Origin of the sequence: Isoptericola hypogeus (assembly GCF_039531145.1) — a bacterium.
GTDB lineage: Bacteria > Actinomycetota > Actinomycetes > Actinomycetales > Cellulomonadaceae > Isoptericola > Isoptericola hypogeus.
The window spans coordinates 108,064-129,806 of the sequence record NZ_BAAAPM010000008.1 but is presented as its reverse complement, the minus strand read 5'-3'; the positions used below and the strand labels follow the sequence as shown (position 1 = coordinate 129,806).

The 21,743-nt window shown below is 74.5% G+C and carries 21 protein-coding genes; 6 read left to right on the top strand and 15 right to left on the bottom strand.

Annotation, left to right across the window (positions count from 1 at the left end):
* Nucleotides 1-186: 186 nt before the first annotated feature.
* The 8 genes from pafA to ABD254_RS16290 form a co-directional block, all read right to left on the bottom strand.
* Nucleotides 187-1,548, bottom strand: a complete 1,362-nt coding sequence (gene pafA / locus ABD254_RS16325; RefSeq protein WP_344249648.1) for a Pup--protein ligase — start codon at nt 1,546-1,548, stop codon at nt 187-189.
* A 27-nt stretch (nt 1,549-1,575) separates the two neighbouring features.
* On the bottom strand, nt 1,576-2,298 hold the full coding sequence (prcA, locus tag ABD254_RS16320; RefSeq protein ID WP_344249646.1) for a proteasome subunit alpha: 723 nt from the start codon (nt 2,296-2,298) through the stop codon (nt 1,576-1,578).
* Nucleotides 2,295-3,221, bottom strand: a complete 927-nt coding sequence (prcB, locus tag ABD254_RS16315; protein WP_344249644.1) for a proteasome subunit beta — start codon at nt 3,219-3,221, stop codon at nt 2,295-2,297. The genes prcA and prcB overlap by 4 nt, the downstream gene beginning before the upstream one ends.
* Before the next feature lie 6 nt (nt 3,222-3,227).
* Nucleotides 3,228-3,428, bottom strand: coding sequence for a ubiquitin-like protein Pup (locus ABD254_RS16310; RefSeq protein WP_344249642.1), 201 nt, complete (start codon nt 3,426-3,428; stop codon nt 3,228-3,230).
* A gap of 139 nt (nt 3,429-3,567) precedes the next feature.
* Complete coding sequence (gene dop, locus ABD254_RS16305) at nt 3,568-5,310, bottom strand: depupylase/deamidase Dop (RefSeq protein ID WP_344250072.1); 1,743 nt, start codon at nt 5,308-5,310, stop codon at nt 3,568-3,570.
* A 125-nt stretch (nt 5,311-5,435) separates the two neighbouring features.
* Complete coding sequence (gene arc, locus ABD254_RS16300; protein ID WP_344249640.1) at nt 5,436-7,103, bottom strand: proteasome ATPase; 1,668 nt, start codon at nt 7,101-7,103, stop codon at nt 5,436-5,438.
* Nucleotides 7,104-7,263: 160 nt separating this feature from the next.
* On the bottom strand, nt 7,264-8,367 hold the full coding sequence (locus ABD254_RS16295) for a tRNA (adenine-N1)-methyltransferase (RefSeq protein WP_344249638.1): 1,104 nt from the start codon (nt 8,365-8,367) through the stop codon (nt 7,264-7,266).
* A gap of 39 nt (nt 8,368-8,406) precedes the next feature.
* Nucleotides 8,407-9,525 carry a site-2 protease family protein gene (locus tag ABD254_RS16290; RefSeq protein WP_344249636.1) on the bottom strand — a complete coding sequence of 373 codons (1,119 nt, stop codon included), beginning with the start codon at nt 9,523-9,525 and terminating at the stop codon, nt 8,407-8,409.
* A gap of 132 nt (nt 9,526-9,657) precedes the next feature.
* Between ABD254_RS16290 and ABD254_RS16285 the strand changes: the two genes are divergently transcribed.
* Nucleotides 9,658-10,566, top strand: a complete 909-nt coding sequence (locus tag ABD254_RS16285; RefSeq protein WP_344249635.1) for a RecB family exonuclease — start codon at nt 9,658-9,660, stop codon at nt 10,564-10,566.
* 27 nt (nt 10,567-10,593) lie between these two features.
* Here the strand turns inward: ABD254_RS16285 and ABD254_RS16280 are convergent, their stop codons facing one another.
* Nucleotides 10,594-11,310: an HAD family hydrolase gene (locus tag ABD254_RS16280; protein WP_344250071.1), complete on the bottom strand. Its 717-nt coding sequence runs from the start codon at nt 11,308-11,310 to the stop codon at nt 10,594-10,596.
* A gap of 121 nt (nt 11,311-11,431) precedes the next feature.
* Between ABD254_RS16280 and ABD254_RS16275 the strand changes: the two genes are divergently transcribed.
* Nucleotides 11,432-12,301 (top strand): PAC2 family protein, encoded by an 870-nt coding sequence (locus ABD254_RS16275; RefSeq protein WP_344249634.1) that lies wholly within the window; start codon nt 11,432-11,434, stop codon nt 12,299-12,301.
* Here the strand turns inward: ABD254_RS16275 and mshC are convergent.
* Together mshC and ABD254_RS16265 are read right to left on the bottom strand one after the other, a co-directional pair.
* The gene (gene mshC / locus ABD254_RS16270) at nt 12,298-13,578 is read right to left on the bottom strand and encodes a cysteine--1-D-myo-inosityl 2-amino-2-deoxy-alpha-D-glucopyranoside ligase (protein WP_344249632.1); all 1,281 of its coding nucleotides are present in this window, start codon (nt 13,576-13,578) and stop codon (nt 12,298-12,300) included. The genes ABD254_RS16275 and mshC overlap by 4 nt on opposite strands.
* Before the next feature lie 68 nt (nt 13,579-13,646).
* On the bottom strand, nt 13,647-14,519 hold the full coding sequence (locus ABD254_RS16265) for an undecaprenyl-diphosphate phosphatase (protein WP_344249630.1): 873 nt from the start codon (nt 14,517-14,519) through the stop codon (nt 13,647-13,649).
* Between the two features lie 71 nt (nt 14,520-14,590).
* Here ABD254_RS16265 and ABD254_RS16260 point away from each other — a divergent pair, with 71 nt between their 5' ends.
* Entirely contained in the window at nt 14,591-15,565 is a 975-nt protein-coding gene (locus ABD254_RS16260; protein ID WP_344249629.1) for an aldo/keto reductase, read from the top strand.
* A gap of 25 nt (nt 15,566-15,590) precedes the next feature.
* Here the strand turns inward: ABD254_RS16260 and ABD254_RS16255 are convergent, their stop codons facing one another.
* Complete coding sequence (locus tag ABD254_RS16255; protein ID WP_344249628.1) at nt 15,591-15,926, bottom strand: primosomal protein; 336 nt, start codon at nt 15,924-15,926, stop codon at nt 15,591-15,593.
* A 71-nt stretch (nt 15,927-15,997) separates the two neighbouring features.
* On the opposite strand from ABD254_RS16255, the gene ABD254_RS16250 reads away from it, so the two are divergent.
* The 3 genes from ABD254_RS16250 to ABD254_RS16240 are packed head-to-tail and all read left to right on the top strand — an operon-like array spanning nt 15,998 to nt 17,697.
* Nucleotides 15,998-16,258, top strand: a complete 261-nt coding sequence (locus tag ABD254_RS16250) for a DUF5703 family protein (protein WP_344249627.1) — start codon at nt 15,998-16,000, stop codon at nt 16,256-16,258.
* Nucleotides 16,259-16,273: 15 nt separating this feature from the next.
* Nucleotides 16,274-17,089 (top strand): fructosamine kinase family protein, encoded by an 816-nt coding sequence (locus tag ABD254_RS16245; protein ID WP_425553847.1) that lies wholly within the window; start codon nt 16,274-16,276, stop codon nt 17,087-17,089.
* A gap of 44 nt (nt 17,090-17,133) precedes the next feature.
* A complete protein-coding gene (locus ABD254_RS16240) occupies nt 17,134-17,697 on the top strand; it encodes a dihydrofolate reductase family protein (protein ID WP_344249624.1) in 564 nt (187 codons plus the stop codon).
* Between the two features lie 77 nt (nt 17,698-17,774).
* Here the strand turns inward: ABD254_RS16240 and ABD254_RS16235 are convergent, their stop codons facing one another.
* From ABD254_RS16235 to ABD254_RS16225, 3 genes are all read right to left on the bottom strand, one after another.
* On the bottom strand, nt 17,775-19,145 hold the full coding sequence (locus tag ABD254_RS16235; RefSeq protein WP_344249622.1) for a M20/M25/M40 family metallo-hydrolase: 1,371 nt from the start codon (nt 19,143-19,145) through the stop codon (nt 17,775-17,777).
* On the bottom strand, nt 19,142-20,785 hold the full coding sequence (locus ABD254_RS16230; RefSeq protein ID WP_344249620.1) for an ABC-F family ATP-binding cassette domain-containing protein: 1,644 nt from the start codon (nt 20,783-20,785) through the stop codon (nt 19,142-19,144). The genes ABD254_RS16235 and ABD254_RS16230 overlap by 4 nt, the downstream gene beginning before the upstream one ends.
* Nucleotides 20,786-21,110: 325 nt before the next feature.
* Nucleotides 21,111-21,734 (bottom strand): GNAT family N-acetyltransferase, encoded by a 624-nt coding sequence (locus tag ABD254_RS16225; protein WP_344249618.1) that lies wholly within the window; start codon nt 21,732-21,734, stop codon nt 21,111-21,113.
* Between the last annotated feature and the right edge of the window lie 9 nt (nt 21,735-21,743).

The following is a 21,743-nucleotide window of genomic DNA, read 5'->3' as shown; positions in this document are numbered from 1 at the left end:
TCCGCGCGGACATATCCCTCCCGAAGTGGAGGGCACCCTGGCGCCCGTGCACGCGCAGCAGCCGCACCCCAACGGGCGTCGCGCCCTGTCGTGTTCTTCGCGCGGACGTATCCCTCCCGAAGTGGAGGGCGCCCTGGCGCCCGTGAACGCGTCCGCGCGGAGAAACCGCTGCGTCCCGCGGACCCCCTACATCGACTCGATCAGCCGATCCACCCGCTCGTCGACGTTGCGGAACGGGTCCTTGCACAGCACGGTCCGCTGCGCCTGGTCGTTGAGCTTCAGGTGCACCCAGTCGACGGTGTAGTCGCGTCGCGCCTCCTGGGCCGCGCGGACGAAGTCGCCGCGCAGCTTGGCCCGGGTGGTGGGCGGGGGCACGGCCGTCGACTCGAAGACCTCGAGGTCGGTCACGACGCGCTCGACCATCCCGCGCGCGGCGAGCAGGTTGTACAGCCCTTCCGTGCGGGAGATGTCGTGGTACGCCAGGTCGAGGCGCGCGATGCGCGGGTCGTCCAGGGACAGGCCGTGCTTGGCCTGGTAGCGCTCGATGAGGCGCAGCTTGATGACCCAGTCGAGCTCCCGGTCCACCAGCGTCAGGTCACCGGACTCGATGGCCCGCAGCCCTCGCTCCCACAGGTCGAGCACCTGCTTGACGACCGGCGTCGCCTCGACGTGCGAGTCGACGTGCTCCCGCACCCGCTGGAAGTACTCCCACTGGATGTCGACGGCCGTGGCCGTCCGCCCGTTCGCGAGCTGGACGGGGTGCAGGCCCGACTTGTCGTGGCTGATCTCCCGGATCGCCCGGATGGGGTTCTCCAGGGTCAGGTCGCGCATCGGCACGCCGGCCTCCACCAGCCGGAGCACGAGGTCGGTGGCGCCCACCTTGAGCATGGTGGTGGGCTCGGCCATTGACGAGTCGCCGACGATGACGTGCAGGCGCCGGTAGCTCTCGGCGTCGGCGTGCGGCTCGTCGCGCGTGTTGATGATCGGCCGCGAGCGGGTGGTGGCGCTGGAGACGGCCTCCCAGATGTGGTCGGCACGCTGCGACAGGCAGTACACGGCCCCCCGCGGCGTGGCCAGGACCTTGCCCGCTCCGGTCAGCACCTGGCGGGTGATGAGGAAGGGCACCAGCACCTCGGACAGGCGCGAGAAGTCGCCCTGCCGGCGCACGAGATAGTTTTCGTGGCAGCCGTACGAGTTGCCGGCCGAGTCGGTGTTGTTCTTGAACAGGTGCACCTTGCCCGCGAGGCCTTCGTGCTCGAGGCGCTGCTGGGCGTCGGCGACGAGGCCCTCGAGGATGCGCTCGCCCCCGCGGTCGTAGGCGACCAGCTGGCGCACGTCGTCGCACTCGGCCGTCGCGTACTCGGGGTGCGAGCCCACGTCGAGGTACAGCCGCGAGCCGTTGCGCAGGAAGACGTTCGACGACCGCCCCCACGCCACGACCTTGCGGAACAGGTAGCGCGCGACCTCGTCGGCGGACAAGCCCCGCCCGTCGTCGGCCGCGCACGTGACGCCGTACTCCGTCTCCAGCCCGAAGATCCTGCGGTCCACGTCGTCCTCCCCTGCCTCGGCCCTGCCTCAGTCGCCCGGCTGCTCGAGCAGCTCGGCCAGCGCCCCGCCCTGCAGCCTGCGGAACGCCCGGCGCGGACGGTCCCGCTCCAGCACCGCGACCTCGAGCCCGGTCGGCGCGATCTCGCGCTCCTCGCCCGCGGGAAGGAGCGTCCCGTCGGTGCCGACGGCGCCGAGGGTGCGCACCGCGAGCCCCAGCACCTGCGGCAGGGCCATGCCCTCGTGCCAGTGCTCGCCGAGCCGGGTGCCGAGCTGCTCGGCCTGCCCGCCCATGACGACGTAGCCGTGCTCGTCGGCCACCGACCCGTCGTAGGAGAGCCGGTACACCTGGTCGGCCGCCGGCGTGGCGCCGACCTCCGCGACCACCAGCTCGACCTCCAACGGCTTGGACTCGGTGGTGAACACCGTGCCGAGCGTCTGCGCGTAGGCGTTGGCCAGGCCGCGCGCCGTCACGTCGGTGCGGTCGTAGGAGTAGCCGCGCAGGTCGGCGTACCGGACGCCCGCGACCCGCAGGTTCTCGAACTCGTTGTACTTGCCGACGGCCGCGAACGCGATGCGGTCGTAGATCTCCGAGATCTTGTGCAGCGCCCGCGACGGGTTCTCGGTGGCGAACAGGATCCCGCCGTCGTAGACGAGCACCACGACCGACCGGCCGCGGGCGATGCCCTTGCGCGCGAAGTCGGCGCGGTCCTTCATCAGCTGCTCGGGCGAGACGTAGAACGGCATGGTCATGCGCGCGCACCCCCTCGCGTGTCGCTGCCGCCGCGCGGCCCGGCGGGACGGTCCCCGTGCGCGGCGAGGTGCGCCGCGCGACGCTCGGCCACGACCCGCTCGGCCGCGGCCGCCAGCTCGTCGTCGGGCACGTGCCGCACGCCGGCCGAGGTCACCGTCGTCACGACCGGCCACAGCTGACGCACCGTGTCGGGCCCGCCGGTGGCGCTGTCGTCGTCGGCGGCGTCGTAGAGCGCCTCCACGGCCACCTCGACGGCCTCGCCGGCCTCCAGGCCGGGGCGCCACAGCTTCTTCAGCGCCCCCCGGGCGAAGACGGAGCCGGAGCCCACGGTGTGGTGGTCGTGCTCCTCGTACCGGCCGCCGGTCACGTCGTAGCTGAAGAGGCGGCCGGTGCCGCGGTCCAGGTCGTACCCCGCGAACAGCGGCACCACGGCCAGGCCCTGCAGAGCCAGCGGCAGGTTGCCGCGGATCATCGTGGCCAGGCGGTTCGCCTTGCCGTCCAGCGACAGCAGCGAGCCCTCGATCTTCTCGTAGTGCTCCAGCTCGAGCTGGAAGAGGCGCACCAGCTCCACCGCCACCCCGGCGGAGCCGGCGATGCCGACCACGGAGTAGGCGTCGGCCGCGAAGACCTTCTCCATCTCGCGGCTCGCGATCATGTTGCCCATCGTCGCGCGGCGGTCGCCCGCCATGACGACGCCCCGCCCGCCCCCGCCATCGGCGCCGTCGGTGCCGAACGTGAGCGCGACGATCGTGGTCGCGTGCGGCGCGAGGGAGTCCGGGACAACGGGCGCGGCGCCCGACGTGAGACGGCGGCCGGGCAGCAGGTCGGGCGAGTGCTCGGCGAGGAAGTCCACGAACGACGACGACCCCGGCCGCAGGAACGCGTCCGGGAGCCGTCCCGAGGTGTCAGCAGGCTGGGTCATGGGGCCTCACTGACCGCCCTTCTGCACGAAGCCCCGGACGAACGACTCCGCGTTCGTCTCGAGCACCTCATCGATCTCCTCCAGGAGCGCGTCCACCTCGGCGTCACGCTCGGCGGACTGCGGCGCCGCGGCGGGGGCCGGGACGTCCGCGTCGTCGTCGGGCGTGCGGTCCTCGTGCTGCGGGTTGATCCGTTCCTGACCGGCCATGGTCCGCCTCCTTCGCTGCTGCGGAGCTCCCGGTGGGAGCCCCAGGGTCTCGCGTTCACGAGCCTATGTGCTGGCGCCCACATCGCGCGCCAGCGGCCACGCCGTGTGCGCCCAGGGCTGAACGGTTCGTCCGCGCGCCTCAGCCCTCGCCGCGCAGGCCCTTGAGCAGGGCCGCGGCGTTCGGGCTGGCGTCCAGGAGCGCCCCGATGTTCCGGCGCGTCCCGCGCGTCGGGTCGAGCATGGGCACGCGCTGCAGCGCGGCGGCGCCCGCGACGTCGAAGATCACCGAGTCCCAGCTCGCGGCGGACACCTCGTCCGGGTAGCGGGCCATCACCTCGCCGCGGAACCAGGCCCGGGTGTCGGGCGGCGGGTGGTGGACCGCGTCCGCGACCCGCCCCTCGTCGACGAGGCGCTCGACCGCCCCCGACGCGACCAGCCGGTGGTACACGCCGCGCTCGGGCCGCACGTCGGACCACTGCAGGTCGAGGGCGTGCAGCCGCGAGTGGTCCCACCCGAGGCCGTCGCGGGCCCGCAGGCCCTCCAGCAGGCGCCGCTTGGCGACCCACTCCACCTCGCGGGCGCACGATGCCGGGTCGGTCGCCAGCCGGCGCAGCACCGACCGCCACCTGTCGACGACGGCGGCGGTGTCCCGGTCGGCGGTGTCCCGGTCGGCGGTGTCCGTCCCGTCGTCCCCGACCCGCAGCGCGGCCAGTGCGCGCACCACGACCTCGGCGTACGCCTCCTGGACCTCGAGGGCGGTGAGCCGGCGGCCGTCCGCGAGCTCCAGCCGCGCCGACAGGTCCAGGTCGCGGGAGACCCGCTGCACGTCGGCCACCGGGTCCGCCAGCCGCAGCGCGGTGAGCTCGGCCCGCGCGGCCACGCCGGCCTCGGCGAGCTCGTCCAGGTGCTCGGCCACCCACAGCACGAGCGACGTCGTCCCCAGCTTGAGGTAGGTCGCGACCTCGAACAGGTTGGCGTCGCCCAGGATCAGGTGCAGGCGGCGCCAGCGGGTGCGGTCGGCGTGCGGCTCGTCGCGCGTGTTGACGATCGGCCGCCGCAGCGTCGTCTCCAGGCCGACCTCGGCCTCGATGTAGTCGGCGCGCTGGGAGAGCTGGAAGCCCGGCTCGGCCCCCGTCGGGCCGAGCCCCACCCGCCCGGAGCCCGCGAACACCTGCCGGGTGACGAGGAAGGGCGTGAGCACGTCCACGAGCGTGCTGAACGGCAGCGCCCGGTCGACGAGGTAGTTCTCGTGGGTGCCGTAGCTGGCGCCCTTGCCGTCGACGTTGTTCTTGTACAGGGCGATCTCGCCGCCCGGCACCTGGGCCAGGGACCGGACCGCGGCGAGCATCACGCGCTCCCCGGCGACGTCCCACAGCACGCCGTCCAGCGGGCCGGTCACCTCGGGCGAGGAGTACTCGGGGTGCGCGTGGTCGACGTAGAGCCGTGCACCGTTCGTGAGGATGCAGTTCGCGGCGCTCGGGTCGTCGTAGTCCTCGGCGGCGGGCCGCTCGACCTCCTGCGGTTCGCTGGTCCGGGCGTCCGGGCGCCGTCGGCCCCCGGCGCCGGCGGCCGACGACACCCGTGCCGACGGCGGGGTCGAAGCGGGCACCGGGGCACCGTCCTGCCCCGCGACCGGCCCCGCGGGCGCCGGTCGGGACGGGTCGTCGGTGAGCAGAGACGGGTGCGCCGACGCCCGTTGCAGGTGGAAGCCGCGGGCGTCCTGCAGGGGGTCCTCGTCGTCGTAGTCCCAGCGCGCGGGCGGGCGCGCCCCCGGACGGGGGACGAGCGCCCGGTAGGTCATCACCACCTGGGAGCTCATGAGCATCGGGTTCGCCAGCGGCCGCCCCGGGGACAGCACGCCGTACTCGGTCTCGATTCCCATCACGCGACGAACGCTCACGCCACCACCCTAGGTTGAGGCCCACGAGATCGAGGTACCCGTCTCGGAACCGGCCCACGGCGGGTCGACCTCGCGACGGGTACCTCGATCTCGTGGCCGGGCGTCGCCTACAGGTACTGGCCGGTGCTGGTCACCGTGTCGATGGTGCGCGGCGTGCCGTCGCCGCCCTTCTTCTGCACGATCGTGCGGATGAAGACGATGCGCTCGCCCTTCTTGCCGCTGATCCGGGCCCAGTCGTCCGGGTTCGTGGTGTTGGGCAGGTCCTCGTTCTCCTTGAACTCGTCGACGCACGCGCTCAGCAGGTGCTCGACGCGGATGCCGCGCTGCCCGGTGGCCAGGAAGTCCTTGATGGCGGACTTCTTCGCCCGGTCGACGACGTTCTGGATCATCGCGCCGGAGTTGAAGTCCTTGAAGTACAGGGTCTCCTTGTCCCCCGACGCGTACGTGACCTCGAGGAACTGGTTCTCCTCGTCCTCGGCGTACATGCGCTCCACGACGCTGCTGATCATGGCGGCCACGGCCTCGGAGCCGCTGCCGCCGTGCTCGGCGATGTCGTCGGGGTGGATCGGCAGCTCGGGCGTGAGGTACTTACCGAAGATCTCGGTGGCACCCTCGGCGTCGGGCCGCTCGATCTTGATCTTCACGTCCAGTCGTCCCGGCCGCAGGATCGCCGGGTCGATCATGTCCTCGCGGTTCGAGGCACCGATGACGATGACGTTGTCGAGGCGCTCGACGCCGTCGATCTCCGCCAGGAGCTGCGGCACGATCGTGGTCTCGACGTCCGAGGACAGGCCCGTGCCGCGAGTGCGGAACAGCGACTCCATCTCGTCGAAGAAGACGACGACCGGCATACCCTGGGACGCCTTCTCGCGGGCCCGGGCGAAGATCAGCCGGATGTGCCGCTCGGTCTCGCCGACGTACTTGTTGAGCAGCTCGGGGCCCTTGACGTTGAGGAAGAAGCTCTTCGCCCCCGGCTGGTCGCCGCGCGCCGCGGCGACCATGGTGGCCAGGGAGCTCGCCACCGCCTTGGCGATGAGCGTCTTGCCGCAGCCGGGCGGACCGTACAGCAGCACGCCCTTGGGCGGCCGCAGCCCGTGCTCGCGGAACAGGTCAGGATGGGAGAACGGCAGCTCGACGGCGTCGCGGATCTGCTCGATCTGGGGCCCGAGCCCGCCGATGTCCTCGTACGCGATGTCCGGGACCTCCTCGAGGACGAGCTCCTCGACCTCGGACTTGGGCACGACCTCGAAGACGAAGCCGCTGCGCACGTCCACGGTCAGCGCGTCGCCGACCCGCAGCGGCGCGCCGATCACCGAGCCGGCCAGCCGCACGACCCGCTCCTCGTCGGCGCGGCCCACCACGAGCACGCGCTCGTCGTCGAGCACCTCCTTGACGGTGACCAGCTCGCCGGTGCGCTCGAACCCGCCCGCCGACACGACGGTCATCGCCTCGTTGAGCTTGACCTCCTGGCCGGGGCGCAGGCCGACGACGTCGAGGCCCGGGCTGGCCTGCACGTGCATCTTGCGGCCCGCCGACGAGATGTCGACCGTGCCGTCGTCGTGCGCGCCGAGGAACGTCGCGTAGGTGCCCGGCGGCTTCGCGAGGTCGTCGATCTGGCTCTTCAGCTCGACGATCTGGTCCCGCGCGGCGCGCAGGGCCTCCGCGAGCCGCTCGTTCTTCGCGGAGAGGAGGGCGAGCTGCGCGTCGCGGCTCGGTGCGGCGGGCGTGGTGACGGGCTCCGGGCGGAACTCAGGGCGAACGGCGTCGTCGGTCATCGCATCCCCTCTCGTGCGTGCCGGGCGGCGGCCTCCCCTGGGCGGGAAGGTGCCCCCGAGATACAGCACCCTAGACACCAACACCGACATCGGTGCGGTTCATTTCGCGGAGCGGTCGCCTTTCACCACCTCGACACACGACGGTGACCTGCCCGCGACCTCAGAGGGCCGGGTCCGCGCCGTCCCGGCTCCCGTCGCGGACCGGGTCCGGGGCCTGCTCGGGGCCCGCGTCGTCACCCGTGGCGAGGGCGGGCGAGCCCTCGGCCTGGCCCACGTCGCGGCGGGCGCGGCGGATCTTCTTGTCCGAGACGGGCCGCTCGCCGATGTCGGACTCCGTCCACTCGGCCTCGGCGGCAGGGTAGGCGCCCTTGGCCGGGCGCCGGGTCCGCTCCGGCGGCGCGACGCCGTCCGCGAGGCGGCGCGCGGTCACGAGGAACCCGGTGTGCCCGATCATCCGGTGCTGGGGGCGCACGGCGAGGCCCTCGAGGTGCCAGCCCCGCACCATCGACTCCCACGCGGACGGCTCGGCGAACCGCCCGTCGGCGCGCAGGTCCTCCGCCGTGCGGGACAGCTGCGTGGCCGTGGCCACGTAGCAGATCAGGACGCCGCCGGGCGCGAGCGCCCCGGCGACGACGTCGATGTTCTCCCACGGGGCGAGCATGTCGAGCACGACCCGGTCGACGCTGCCGGGCTCGACCGCGTCGGGCAGCACGTCGGCGAGGTCGCCGACCGACAGGCGCCACGCAGGGTGCGGGCCGCCGAAGAACGTCTCGACGTTGCCGCGCGCGATGGCCGCGAAGTCCTCGCGTCGCTCGATGGAGTGCAGCTCGCCGGCGTCCCCGACGGCGCGCAGCAGCGACATGGTCAGGGCGCCGGACCCGACGCCGGCCTCGACGACCCGGGCGCCCGGGAAGATGTCGGCCATCTGCACGATCTGGCCGGCGTCCTTCGGGTAGACGACTGCGGCGCCGCGCGGCATCGACAGCACGTAGTCGCTCAGCAGCGGGCGCAGCGCGAGGTACTCGATGCCGGCGGTGTTGGTCACGACCCAGCCCTCGGGGCGGCCGATGAGGTCCTCGTGGCGGAAGTAGCCCTTGTGCGTGTGGAACGTGCCGCCGGGCTGCAGCGTGATGGTGTGCAGGCGTCCCTTGGGGTCGGTGAGCTGGACCTTGTCGCCCACCCGCAGCGGTCCGCGCCGCAGGTCGGCGCCGGTGGCGGGGGCGGTCTCGGGCGGCGTCGAGGGAGCGGGGTCGGCGGAAGTCACGACGGGCGAGTCTACCGGCGGACGAACGTCGCGGCCGCGCTACCGGCGGACGGCCGCGGCCACGCGGGCGACGTCGAGCACGCCGGTCACCCGCCCGGCCGTGATCACCGGCACGACCCGCGCCCCCGACGACGTGCCCGCGAGCCTGGACAGCAGGTCGGGTCCGCCGAGCCCGGCGTCCACCGCCGAACCCGGCGGGAACGGCACGACGACCGCCTCCACCGGCGTGGTGGCCGCACGGTCCGCGGGGACGCTCGCGGCGGCCGCCGGGTCGACCCAGCCGACCGGCTCCCCCGTCGGGCCGACGACGACCACCACCGCGCCGGGGTGCGCGGCCGCGGCGGCGGGGATGCCCGCGACCGCGGTCGTGGTGGGCACGGGAACGGCCGGCACGGCGAGGGTGCGGACGGTGATCCGGCCCAGCTCCGCGCGCCGGTGCGCACCCTTGATCGCGTCGCCTGCCCCGGACCACAGGAACGCGCCGATGAGCGCCGACCACATGACGGTCACCCACGAGGGCGACAGACCCTCCCGCAGCGGCCACAACAGCGCCCAGGCGACCACGCCGACCGCGACGACCCGGCCCACCCAGCCGGCGGCGACCGTGCCCCGGGTGCGCGACCCGGTGGCCCCCCACACGAGGGACTCGAGGATCTGCCCGCCGTCGAGGGGGAGGCCGGGCAGGAGGTTGAAGATCCCGACGAACGCGTTGGAGAACGCCCCCGCGAACAGCAGCATGGCGGGCACGGTCATCACGGGCTGCAGCTCGAAGGCGACCCACATCGCCCCGGCGAGCACCAGGTTCGTCACGGGCCCGACGACGGCGATCAGCGCGCCGTCGAGCGGGCGCCCGGCCGCGCCGGTGTAGGCCGTATGGCCGCCCCACAACGTCACGGCGAGCTCCGTCACCCGCTGCCCGCGGGCCCGCGCGACGAGGGCGTGCGCGACCTCGTGCAGGAACACCGAAGCGAAGAGCAGCAGCACGAACGCGAACGCCACCACGAGCACGCCCGTCGTGGCCATGCGCGGGGCGAACCGGCTGACGGTCGGTGCGAACACCAGGGTGAGGACGACGGCGCCGAGGAACCACGACGGCGTCACGATCACGGGCGCGCCCGCGACGCGGCCGACCACCCAGCCGGAGGAACGTGAGGTCACCGCCCCAGGCTAGCCGCGCCCGTGGCCGTCCCCGCGCGACCCGGGCGGGCCCTGCCCCCCCGGGGGCGGGCCGCGGTCGGCCCTGTGGATCGTCCCCGGGCGGCGTCGGGGGCCGGCCGTAGGGTGGCGCGCATGACGACGACCGCCGAGCCCGCGACCGACGCCGCCGGCCCTCCGGACGCCTCGGAGCAGCCGCAGCGTGCCCCGGCGCTGTCGCCGTCCCGGGCGAGCGACTTCCTGCGGTGCCCGCTGCTGTTCCGGTTCCGCGCCGTGGACCGCCTGCCCGAGCCGCCGTCGTCCGCGGCCAGCCGCGGCACGCTCGTGCACGCCGTCCTCGAGCGGCTGTACGACGCCCCGCTGGGCGAGCGCACCCCGGCCGCGGCCCTGGAGCTGCTGCCGGCCGAGTGGGAGCGCCTCGTCGAGACCGAGCCGCGGTACGCCGAGCTGTTCGCCCCGGGCGGGGACGCCGCCGCGGTCGGTCTCGACGCCTGGCTCGCGGGCGCCGGGCGCCTGCTCGGCACCTACTTCACGCTCGAGGACCCCAACCGGCTGGAGCCCGAGTCGCGCGAGCTGCGGGTGGAGACCCGGCTCGACGGCGGTCCGCTGCTGCGCGGGATCGTCGACCGTCTGGACGTCGCGCCGGACGGGGCGATCCGGGTCGTCGACTACAAGACCGGCCGGGCGCCGCGGCCGGGCTACGAGGCGTCCGCACTGTTCCAGATGCGCTTCTACGGCCTGGTGATCTGGCGCGAGCGCGGGGAGCTGCCACGGATGCTGCAGCTCGTCTACCTGGGCGACGGCCAGGTGCTGCGCGCCGAGCCGAGCGAGCGCGAGCTCGAGGTGACCGAGGCCAAGGTGCGCGCCCTGTGGGCCGCGATCATGGAGGCGGCGCGCACGGGCGACTGGCAGCCGCGCCCGTCGAAGCTGTGCGGATGGTGCGCGCACCAGGACCGGTGCCCCGCGTTCGGCGGCACACCGCCGACCATCCCCGAAGGCGCGCTGCGCGAACGCCTCGGGGTCGAGGCGACCAGCACCCGCTGAGACCGTCGTAGGGCCGGCGAGCCTCGTTCAGGCGGTGAGGTCGAGCACCTCGCCGGCGGCGATGCGCCCGAGCGTGGCGGGGTCGACGTCCGCGAGCGACGCGGCCCGGCTCAGGCCCTGCTGACGCGGCACCGGGACCACGGCCTCCACACCGAGCGTCGGCACGCCGGCGGCCAGGGCGGACGCGATGCCGGTGGGCGAGTCCTCGATCGCGACGCAGTCGGCGGGGTCGACGCCGAGCCGCTCGGCGGCGACGAGGTAGGGCTCGGGGTGGGGCTTGCCGCGCGACACCTGGTCGCCGGTGACCATGATCCGGAAGGCACCGGCGGGGCCACGGCCCACGACCTCCCGGGCGAGGGTGGCGTAGCTCATGGTCACGAGGGCGCACGGCACCTCGGCCTCGGCGAGGGCGGTGAGGAGCTCGACCGCACCGGGGCGCCACGGCACCCTCTCGCGCACCTGGTCGACGACCCGCCCCAGCAGCCGCTCGACGATGGCGTCGGGGTGCAGGTCGACGCCGCCCTGCTCCCGCAGGATCTGCGCCGAGACGGTCAGCGCGTTGCCCACGAGCTGCAGCGCCTGCTCGTGGCTCCAGGTCCCACCGTGCTCGGCGACCAGCTCGTGCTCGGCCGCGATCCAGTACGGCTCGGTGTCGACGAGCGTGCCGTCCATGTCCCACAGCACGGCGGCGGGCAGCCGGGCGGGCACGCCGGCCGTCGAGGGGTTGGTCGAAAGGTCGGTCATCAGGTCGGCTGGCACCCGTCCATGGTACGGACCGGGTGCCGAGGGCCCGACCGACCGGGCGACGACGCCGCCGCGGTGGCGTCGAGCCGTCGCCGCGCCGAGGCGTGTATAGGCTGGCCGAATGACGATCGAGCCGGAGCCCGGCGGGCGCCATGCCGCACGGCAGACCGTGATGGTGGCCGCGTTCGAGGGATGGAACGACGCCGGGAGCGCGGCCACGTCGGCACTCGAGCACCTGGGCGAGATCTGGGGCGCCACCGAGGTGCGGGAGCTCGACCCGGAGCTGTACCACGACTTCCAGGTGAACCGCCCGGTGATGGAGGTCGGCCCGGACGGCGAGCGCACGATCATCTGGCCGACGACGACCGTGTCCGTGGCCGAGCTGGACGACCGCACGGTCGTGCTCGTGCACGGGATCGAGCCGTCGTTCCGATGGAAGACCTACTGCGCCGAGCTCCTCGACCTCGCGGACGAGCTGGGGGTGCGCACCGTCGTCACGCTCGGCGCGCTGCTCGCCGACGTCCCGCACACCCGGCCCATCCCGATGACCGCGACCACGGAGAGCGTCGGCCTGCAGGCCGTGCTCGACGTCGAGCCCAGCACGTACGAGGGACCCACCGGGATCGTCGGGGTGCTCCAGCACGAGGCCGCCGCCCGCGGCTTCCAGGCGGTCTCGCTGTGGGCTGCCGTCCCGCACTACGTCGCCAACCCGCCGTCCCCCAAGGCGACGCTCGCGATCCTCACCCGGGTCGAGGAGCTGCTGGCCGAGCCCGTCCCGCTGGGCGACCTCCCGGAGGACGCCGAGGCGTGGCAGCACGGCGTCGACGAGCTCGCGAGCGAGGACGCGGAGATCTCGGAGTACGTCCAGCAGCTCGAGGAGGCCAAGGACACGGCCGACCTCCCGGAGGCGTCTGGCGAGGCCATCGCCAGGGAGTTCGAGCGCTACCTGCGCCGGCGCGACGTCGGCGGCGAGAAGGGCGACAAGGGCTAGAGGCGCACGCCCAGCAGGGCGTCGACGGCGCGGGCCAGGACGCCCGGCGCCCCCTCGGTGTCGTCGCTCGTGTCCCGGCCGACCTCGAGGGCCCGCTCGGCCCACGCGTCGACGGCGGCGAGCGCGGCCGGGGCGTCGAGGTCGTCGGCCAGCGCCGCGCGCACGGCCGCCAGCGTCGCGTCGACCGCGGGCCCGCCGTTGCCGGACACGGCGGCCCGCCACCGCCCGAGGCGCGCGACGCCTGCCTCGAGGTCCGCGTCGGTCCACTCCCACTCGGTGCGGTAGTGGTGCGCGAGCAGCGCGACCCGGATCGCCATCGGCTCGACCCCCGCGCGGCGCAATGCGGAGACGAAGACCAGGTTGCCGCGCGACTTGCTCATCTTCTCGCCCTGGTACGCGACCAGCCCGGCGTGCACGTGCACGCGGGCCCCGCCGCCGCCGAGCAGCCGGTCGTGCGACGTCGACATCTCGTGGTGCGGGAACAGCAGGTCCGCTCCCCCGCCCTGCACGTCGAACGGCAGGCCGAGGCCGTCGCGGGCGATCACGGCGCACTCCACGTGCCAGCCCGGGCGCCCGGTGCCGAGCGAGGCGCCGTCCCACGCCGGCTCGCCGCGGCGCTCCCGGCGCCACAGCAGCGGGTCGAGCGGAGCCTTCTTGCCCTCGCGCTGCGGGTCCCCGCCGCGCTCCGCGAAGAGCGCAGCCATGGTCGCCGCGTCGAGGCGCGCGACCTGCCCGAAGGCCGGGTCGGCGGTGAGATCGGCGTACACGTCCCCGAGACAGGGGTCGTCGCCGCCGGCGCCGGGCTCGACGGGCACACGGTAGGCGGCGCCGGTCTCCAGCAGCTGCTCGACGGCCGCGACGACGGCGGGCACGGACTCGACGGCCCCGGTCCACGTGGCGGGCGGGATCACGCCGAGGGCGGCCATGTCCTCGCGGAACAGGGCGGTCTGCTCGGCGGCGAGGTCCTGCCAGTCGACCCCGGTGGCCGTGGCCCGCTCGAGCAGCGGGTCGTCCACGTCCGTGACGTTGGAGACGTACGTGACGTCCTTGCCGGCGTCGCGCCACGCCCGGTGCAGCAGGTCGAACGCCACGTACGTGTTCGCGTGCCCGATGTGGGTGGCGTCGTACGGGGTGATGCCGCACACGTAGTAGCGGGCGCTGTCGCCAGCGGCCGCCTCCACGAGGTTGCCGGTGGTCGAGTCGTGCACCCGGACCGGGGCGGGGTCACCGGCGGGTCGAGGGAGCTCGGGGATCTGCGGGGCGGGCCAGGAACGCACGCGCCCAGGCTACCGGCCCCGAGCACCCACCCGGGTCGTCCCGCGGGGTCACCGGTCGGGGACCCCGGTCAGACGACGATGCCGCCGTTCGCCGTCAGCACCCCCGTGAGCAGCAGCACGACGACCACCGCGGCGAGGCCGAGCCGGTACCAGACGAACGGCATGAACGAGTGCGTGGTGATGAGCTTGAGGAAGCCGATGATCACGATGTACCCGACGACGAACGCCACGAGGGTGGCGATCAGGGTCGCGACCCCGCCGGGCGAGCCTGGGGCAGGGTCCTCGCCCAGGGACTTGCCCAGCTGGTAGAAGCCGGACGCGAGCACGGCGGGCACTGCGAGCAGGAACGAGTAGTCGGCCGCGGCCTTGCGGGTGAAGCCCATGAACAGGCCCGCCGTGATCGTGCCGCCCGAGCGCGACACCCCGGGGATGAGCGCGAGCGCCTGCGCGAGCCCGAAGCCGATCGCGCGCTTCGGGGTGAGCGCGTCGAGCGTCCGCGTGCGCCGCCCGACCTTGTCCGCCCAGCCGAGCAGCAGGCCGAAGACGACGAGCGTCGTCACGGTGATCCACAGGTTGCGCAGGTACGTCTCGATCGCGTCCTGGAACACCAGGCCGAGCACGCCGATCGGGATCGAGCCGAGGGCGATGTACCAGGCCATGCGGGCCTGCGCGTCGTGCGCGCCCATCCGGGCGCGCCAGTCGCGGCCGTGCGCGCCGACGAGCGACCGCCACCACGCCACGCAGATGTCCCGGATGGTGCGCCGGTAGTACAGCAGCACGGCGGCCTCGGTCCCGATCTGCGTGATGGCGGTGAACGCCGCGCCGGGGTCGGTGCCCCCCAGCAGCTCTCCCACGATGCGCAGGTGCGCGCTCGAGGAGATGGGGAGGAACTCGGTCAGGCCCTGCACCAGGCCAAGAAGGATGGCTTCCCACGCACTCACGGGCGGTCACCCTACCCGCCGGCGGCGCGTTCTCCTCCCGACGCACCGCAGCCCCGGTAGCCTGACCCGCCATGGAGCGTCGTGCGGTGGGCCGGTCGGGCCTGCGGGTGTCCGTGCTGGGGCTGGGGACCATGACCTGGGGGCGCGACACGGACGACCTCGACGCCGCCGAACAGCTGCGGGACTTCGTCGACGCCGGCGGCACCCTCGTGGACACCGCCGCGACGTACGGCGACGGGGACGCCGAGCGCGTCATCGGCTCCCTGCTGGGTGGCAAGGTCGGGCGCGACGAGGTGGTGCTGTGCACCAAGGGCGGCGTGCGCGGCGGCGCCGCGGGCGCGCGCGTCGACGCCTCGCGAGGCGGGCTGCTGGCCGACCTCGACGCGTCCCTGGAGCGGCTGGGCACCGACCACGTCGACCTCTTCCTCGTCGCCTGCCCCGACCCGGCGACGCCGCTCGAGGAGACGGTGTCCGCCCTGCGGCTGGCGGTGTCCTCCGGGCGCGCCCGCTACGTCGGCCTCGCCAACCACCCGGCCTGGGCGGCCGCCCGCGCGGCGACGCTGCTGCAGGGCGCCGCCTGCGACGGCGTCGGCCTCACGGGCCTCGAGCTGGAGTACTCGCTGCTGCAGCGCGGGGTGGAGCGCGACGTCGTGCCGGCCGCGTCGGCGCTCGGGCTCGGGCTGCTCGCCTGGTCCCCGCTCGGGCGCGGCGTGCTCACCGGCAAGTACCGCCGCTCTCTGCCCGCGGACTCCCGCGCCGCGTCGCCGCACCTCGCGGCGTTCGTGGACCCCTACCTCGACGACGCGTCGTCCGCGGTCGTGGAGGCGGTCGCGACCGCCGCGGACGGGCTCGGCCGCGCCCCGCTCGAGGTGTCCCTGGCGTGGCTGCTCGCCCGCGAGGCGCTCGCGAGCGCCGTGGTGGGAGCCCGCACCCCGGCGCAGCTGCGCGCGTCGTTGGCCGCCGTCGACCTCGAGCTGCCCGGCGAGGTGCACTCCGCGCTGGACGACGTCTCCGCCCCGGAGGTCGGGTACCCCGAGCGATGGTGATCCCGCGGACGGCGACCGGTCGACCTCAGCGGCTCCGGTCGAGCTCGTCGCGAAGGGCGGCCCGCTCGGCGTCGAGGACGTCGACCTCGAGGTCGTCGTCCGCCTCGTCGTCCTCCCCCTCGTCGGCGTCGTCGTCGCCGTCGTCGTCCCCGTCGTCCTCACCGTCGTCGAGGTAGAACGGCGTCACCTCGGCGTAGACCTTGGCGAGAGCGTCCTCGTAGACCTCGAAGGCATCGGCAAGGACCTCGTAGGCGTCGTCGACCGCGGGGTCGTCCTCGCCGCGGCGGGTCGACACCGCGTGGTAGTGGGCCTCCAACGCGGCGACGAAGCGGTCCAGCGCGGCACGCGGGTCTGCGGTCATGCTCTGACCGTAGCGCCCCCGGGGGCACAATGGGCACACGAAATTGCCTGACGAGGCCGGGAGGACGAGGGATGACGGCACGCTCGACGACGCGGACCGGCTCGGGTTCCGCAGCCGGGTCCGCGACAGGATCGGCATGGCGCAAGCACGGCCAGTACGAGTACCGCGTGGTGACGATCGACCGGGCGACCAGCGTCCCCGACGCCCGCAAGATGCTCACCGACGAGGCGGAGTACGGCCGCTGGGAGCTCGCCCGGACGAGGCTGTACGTCGGGGGCGAGCGCAAGGTGTGGCTGCGCCGCAAGATCATCAAGGTGTCCCCCACGTTCTGAGTCGTGTCCGAGCCGATGCCGGACGTCTTCCGCAAGTCGCGCCGTGATGCGCCCGACGGCTTCTTCGCCGTCGAGGCGGCCGGGCTGCGCTGGCTCGACGTGCCCGGCGGGCCGCGGGTCGCGCGCGTCGTCGACGTCGGTCCCGCTCACCTGGACCTGGAACGGGTCCGGGGGGCGGGGCCGACACTAGCCGCGGCGCGCACGCTCGGCCGCCGCCTCGCCGTCCTGCACGACGCGGGGGCGCCCGCGTTCGGGACCCTGCCGCCGGGAGCCGCCGACCGCCCGGCCGGATTCTTCGGGCCGGTGAGCGACCCGCTGCCGATGCCGGGCGGGTCGTGGGGCGACTGGCCGTCGTTCTACGCCGAGGCGCGGCTGCGCCCCGTCCTCGGGCAGGGCCGCGAGCGCGGCACGCTCACCGCGGACGACGCCGACGCCGTCGAGCGCGTGTGCGCGCTCCTCCCGCGGCTCGCCGGCCCGGCGGCCGACGACGCGCCCGCCCGGGCGCACGGCGACCTGTGGTCGGGCAACGTGCTCTGGTCGCCCCGTTCGGGGGACGACGGCGATGACGAGGAGGGCGCGGAGGCCGTCCTGATCGACCCGGCCGCGCACGGCGGGCACCGCGAGGGCGACCTCGCGATGCTGGCGCTCTTCGGCGCCCCCCACCTCGACGAGATCCTGGCGGGCTACGAGGAGGTGCACCCCCTCGCCGCAGGCCGGCGCGAGCGGACCGGGCTGCACCAGCTCTACCCGCTCGCCGTGCACGCGGTGCTGTTCGGCGGCGGGTACGTCGACGCCACGCGCCGGCTGCTCGCCTCGCTCGCCCGCCGGTGACCCCGACGCCGATGAGTTCCCGGCCGTACGCGGGTCGTCCCTGCATGCGCACCGTCTACGCCTTCCTCATGACCTCTCTCGACGGGTACCACGCCGACGCCGACGGCAGCGTCGACTGGTTCGTCTCCGACCCCGAGTTCGACGCCTACACGCGCGCCCAGGGCGAGCGCATCGACACCATCGTGATGGGACGCCGCACGTTCGAGCTGATGGCGTCGTTCTGGCCCACCTCCGACGGGATCGCCGAGGACCCGGTCGTGGCCGGGTTCATGAACGACCTGCCGAAGGTCGTCGCGTCCCGGAGCCTCACGGAGCACGCGTGGGGGCCCACGACGTTCGTGGCCGACGACCTCGCCGGGCACCTTGCCGGCCTCAAGCAGGACCCCGGCAAGGAGATCGCCGTCTTCGGCAGCTCGACGCTCCTCGCGGACCTGCTGCCCACGGGCGTCGTCGACGAGCTGCGCATCGCCGTCGCCCCGGTGGTCCTGGGCTCCGGCCTGCCGCTGTTCGCCGGCGCCGCCGGCCCCGTCGCGCTGGAACGCACCGACGTCCGCGCCGTCGGCGACCGCGTCACCCTGCTCACCTACCGGCCGACGGCCGCGGGCTGACCGGCCGACGGCCGCGGGCTGACCGGGCGACGGCCGACGTGCCGCCGCCGGTCCCCGCAGGCCAGCAGGTCAATAGGTCAGCAGGTGCTCAGCAGCCGGTCCAGCACCCGGGTGCCGAACCGCAGCGCATCGGTGGGCACGCGCTCGTCGACGCCGTGGAACATGCCCGCGAAGTCGAGGTCGGCGGGCAGCCGCAGCGGGGCGAAGCCGTAGCCGGTGATGCCCAGCTTCGACAGCGACTTGTTGTCCGTGCCGCCGGACAGCGTGTACGGCAGGACGGCGGCGCCCGGGTCCTCCGCGACGAGCGCGGCCACCATCGCGTCCACGAGGTCGCCGGAGAAGGGCACCTCGAGCGCGACGTCCTGATGGATGGGCTCGACCCGCACGCCGGGCCCGGCGAGCTCGTGCAGCGTGGCCAGGCCCTCCGCCTCGTGACCCGGCAGCAGCCGCACGTCGACGGCCGCCTGCGCCCGCCCCGGGATGACGTTCGCCTTGTACCCGGCGTCGAGCTGGGTGGGGTTGGACGTGTGCCGCACGGTGGCGCCGACGAACCGCGCGGCCGGGCCGAGCGCAGCGACGAGCGCGTCCACCTGCTCCCGGTCCACCTCGCCGGGCCGGTCGCCCTCGCCCGGGTCGAGGTCGAGCGGCAGCCCCGTGAGGTCCGCCACGCCCCGCAGCAGGCGCTCGACCGTGGGCGTGAGCGTGTACGGCCAGCGGTGCTGCCCGATGCGCGCCACGGCGGCCGCGAGCTCGGTGACCGCGTTGTCGTGGTTGACCTGCGAGCCGTGCCCGGCGCGCCCGTCGGCGACCAGCCGCAGCCACGCCAGCCCCTTCTCCGCCGTCTGGAGCAGGTAGGCGCGGCGCCCGCCGACCTCCACGGAGAAGCCGCCGACCTCGCTGATCGCCTCGGTGGCGCCCTCGAAGAGCTCGGGCCGGTTCCGCACCGCCCACTGGGCGCCCTTGACGCCGCCCGCCTCCTCGTCGGCGAAGAAGGCCACGATCACGTCGCGCGCGGGGCGTCGACCCTCGCGGACCATCTGCCGCACGACGGACAGGATCATCGCGTCCATGTCCTTCATGTCGACGGCACCCCGGCCCCACAGCAGGCCCTCGGTCTCCTCGCCGGCGAACGGGTCGACGGACCAGTCCTCGGCCGCCGCGGGCACGACGTCCGTGTGCCCGTGCAGCACCAGCGCCGGGCGGGACGGGTCGGCGCCCGCCAGGCGCGTCACGACGGACGTGCGCCGGCCGAAGGGCTCGAAGAGCTCGACGTCGAGCCCCACCTCGGTGAGCAGACCGGCGACGTGCTCGGCGGCCAGCCGCTCCCCCGGCCCGTCGTCCGTGCCGTAGTTCGACGTGTCGATGCGCAGCAGGTCCCGGCAGATGCCGACGACCTCCTCCTCGGCTGCGGGCACGGACGGGGTCGGGGCGATCGGCTGCGACGTCACCCGCCCACCGTACCGACCCGCGCCGCCGTCTCGCGCTCGTGGTGCAGCGTGCCGTCGGCGCGCAGCTCCAGGCGCGCGCCGAGGCCCAACCGGTCGAGGAACGCCGCGTCGTGGCTCACCACGAGCAGGCCGCCGCGGTACGCCGAGAGCGCCTGCACCAGCTGGTCGGTGCTCGCGAGGTCGAGGTTGTTGGTCGGCTCGTCGAGCACGAGCAGCTGCGCCGGCGGGTCGGCGAGCAGCAGCCGGGCGAGGCTGACGCGGAAGCGTTCCCCGCCGGACAGGGTGCGCACCGGCCGGTCGACCTGGTCGCCGCGCACCAGGAACCGCGCGAGCCGGTTCCGCAGCACTCCCGGGGCGACGTGCGGCGCGGCGGCCCGGACCGCGTCGAGCACGCTCGCGTCGTCGTCGAGCCCGTCGAGCCGCTGCGTCAGGTAGCCGACCCGGTCGGTCAGCGCCCGCGCCTGCGCCCCCGAGCCGTACGCGCGCTCGCCGTGGCCCGTGACCAGCTGGGCGAGCAGCGTCGTCTTCCCGACCCCGTTGGGGCCGGTGAGCGCGACCCGTTCGGGACCGGCGAGGACGATCTCGCGGCCGTCCGTGCCCTGCAGGGCCGCGAGCCGGCGGCTCGCGGGCACGTCCGGGTCGGGCAGGTCGACGACGATCACGGCGTCGTCGCGAACCGCCCGCTCCGCCGCCTCGACCGCCGCCTTGGCCGCTGCCTCCTTGCCTGCCGCCAGGCCGCGACGCGCGCCCTGCGCCTTCTCGGCGGCGTTGCGGCGGTCGTTCACGACGGCCTTGACGTACTTGCGGTTCGCGGTGTCCTTGCGGCCCTGCCGCTCGGAGTGGGCGATGCGCTCCTCGGCCTCGATGCGTTGCCGCTTCTCGCGCCGCAGCATCTGCTCCGCGTCGCGCAGGGACGCCCGCGCCGCGTCCTGCTGCACCGCGAGCCACTCCTCGTACTGCGAGTAGGTGCCGCCGAAGGTGGTCAGCGACCCGGTGCGCAGCTCGGCGACGTCGTCCACGAGCTCGAGCAGCGCGCGGTCGTGCGAGACGACGACGAGCGTGCCGCGCCAGGTGCGCACGAGCTCGTGCAGGAGCTCGCGCGCCCCGCCGTCGAGGTTGTTCGTCGGTTCGTCCAGGAGCGCGACGTCGGCCCCGCGCAGGCGGATCCCGGTGACGGCGGCGAGCACCGTCTCGCCGCCGGAGAGCGTGCCGACCCGGCGGTCCAGGACACCGTCGTCGTCCGGCAGCCCGGCGACGGCCAGCTCGGCGACGGCACGTTCCTCGACGTCCCAGGCGTCGCCGACGACGTCGAACAGCTCGGGCCGCACGTCGCCGTCGGTGATGGCCCGCACCGCGTCGACGACGTCACGCACGCCGAGCAGGTCGGCGACCGTGGCGCCGGTGTCGAGGGTCAGGCGCTGGGGCAGGTAGTCGGCCGTCCCGGACACGCTGACGGAGCCCGACGTCGGGCGCAGGAGGCCGGCGACGAGCCGGAGCAGGGTCGACTTTCCCGTGCCGTTGAGGCCGACCAATCCGGTGCGGCCGCGCGAGAAGGCGCCGGACACGCCGGCGATCGGGGTGGCCCCGTCGGGCCAGGAGAAGGTGAGGTCGTTGAGGACGACGGAGGGGGTGATGGGCACGAGGGCTCCCGGGGGCGCTGCGGCGTGCGCCGACTCCCGTGGCCACCGAGGCGTGCACCGGTCCGGGTGCGGGTGGGCAGGCGTCAGCGCGTGGTCGTGGGACCGTGCGCCGAGTCCGTCACCGTGCGTCCTTCCGTCCGCCCCCTCTCACACGCGGCCAGCCCGCAGGGACGCCGTCGAGGGTCGCACGCGGCCCGGCCCGCACGCAACCGGGTTCCCCGCCACCGGGTGCCCGGACCTATGGTGACCGCGTGCCGCACGAGCCGATGACCGACGACGAGTTCACCCGCTGGCTCGCCGACGCCCTGCTCCGGACCGCCCCGGGTCACCCCGGGCTGGCCGCGCTCCGCTGAGCCGCGGGGCCGTCGGCAGGCCACGGCTCGTTCGGCTCGCGCGGGTCCTCGGGCACGAGGGAGGCCACCCAGGAGTCCTGCAGCACGCCGCGCTGCTGGCCGAACCGGCGCAGCGTTCCCTCGTGCCGGAACCCGAGCTTCCAGGCCACGCGGCGCGACGCCCAGTTGCCCACGTTCGCGCGCCACCGGACCACGGCGAGCTCGAGGCCCTCCGGGTCGAGGGCCCAGTCCACGACGATCCGTGCCGCCTCCGTGATCAGGCCGCGGCCGCGGGCGTCGGCGGCGCACCAGAAGCCGAGCTCGCCGGACAGCTCCGTCCCGGCCGCGCCCTCGCGCGTCATGCCGACCATCGCCAGCACCGGGCCGTCAACGTCACCCGGCTCGCGCACGGCCCAGGTGAACGCCGTCTCGGCCCGCCAGCCGTCCGTCACGAAACGCTCGACGAACCCCTCGGCGTCGGTCCGCGTGTACGGGGAGGGCACGGTCGTCCACCGGGCGATCGTGGGGTCTGCGCAGACCTCGGCGATGCGGTCGACGTCGGACGCCGTGGGGACGGACAGGCGGACGCGGTCGGTGGCGAGGACGAACGGCTCCATGCGCGCATC

Excerpts from the sequence above, each read along its gene's own strand:
- prcA (WP_344249646.1), bottom strand. The coding sequence starts at position 2,298 with ATGACCATGCCGTTCTACGTCTCGCCCGAGCAGCTGATGAAGGACCGC.
- prcB (WP_344249644.1), bottom strand. The coding sequence starts at position 3,221 with ATGACCCAGCCTGCTGACACCTCGGGACGGCTCCCGGACGCGTTCCTG.
- ABD254_RS16310 (WP_344249642.1), bottom strand. The coding sequence starts at position 3,428 with ATGGCCGGTCAGGAACGGATCAACCCGCAGCACGAGGACCGCACGCCC.
- dop (WP_344250072.1), bottom strand. The coding sequence starts at position 5,310 with ATGGGAATCGAGACCGAGTACGGCGTGCTGTCCCCGGGGCGGCCGCTG.
- arc (WP_344249640.1), bottom strand. The coding sequence starts at position 7,103 with ATGACCGACGACGCCGTTCGCCCTGAGTTCCGCCCGGAGCCCGTCACC.
- ABD254_RS16285 (WP_344249635.1), top strand. The coding sequence starts at position 9,658 with ATGACGACGACCGCCGAGCCCGCGACCGACGCCGCCGGCCCTCCGGAC.
- ABD254_RS16280 (WP_344250071.1), bottom strand. The coding sequence starts at position 11,310 with ATGACCGACCTTTCGACCAACCCCTCGACGGCCGGCGTGCCCGCCCGG.
- ABD254_RS16275 (WP_344249634.1), top strand. The coding sequence starts at position 11,432 with ATGACGATCGAGCCGGAGCCCGGCGGGCGCCATGCCGCACGGCAGACC.
- ABD254_RS16260 (WP_344249629.1), top strand. The coding sequence starts at position 14,591 with ATGGAGCGTCGTGCGGTGGGCCGGTCGGGCCTGCGGGTGTCCGTGCTG.
- ABD254_RS16255 (WP_344249628.1), bottom strand. The coding sequence starts at position 15,926 with ATGACCGCAGACCCGCGTGCCGCGCTGGACCGCTTCGTCGCCGCGTTG.
- ABD254_RS16250 (WP_344249627.1), top strand. The coding sequence starts at position 15,998 with ATGACGGCACGCTCGACGACGCGGACCGGCTCGGGTTCCGCAGCCGGG.
- ABD254_RS16245 (WP_425553847.1), top strand. The coding sequence starts at position 16,274 with ATGCCGGACGTCTTCCGCAAGTCGCGCCGTGATGCGCCCGACGGCTTC.
- ABD254_RS16240 (WP_344249624.1), top strand. The coding sequence starts at position 17,134 with ATGCGCACCGTCTACGCCTTCCTCATGACCTCTCTCGACGGGTACCAC.
- ABD254_RS16225 (WP_344249618.1), bottom strand. The coding sequence starts at position 21,734 with ATGGAGCCGTTCGTCCTCGCCACCGACCGCGTCCGCCTGTCCGTCCCC.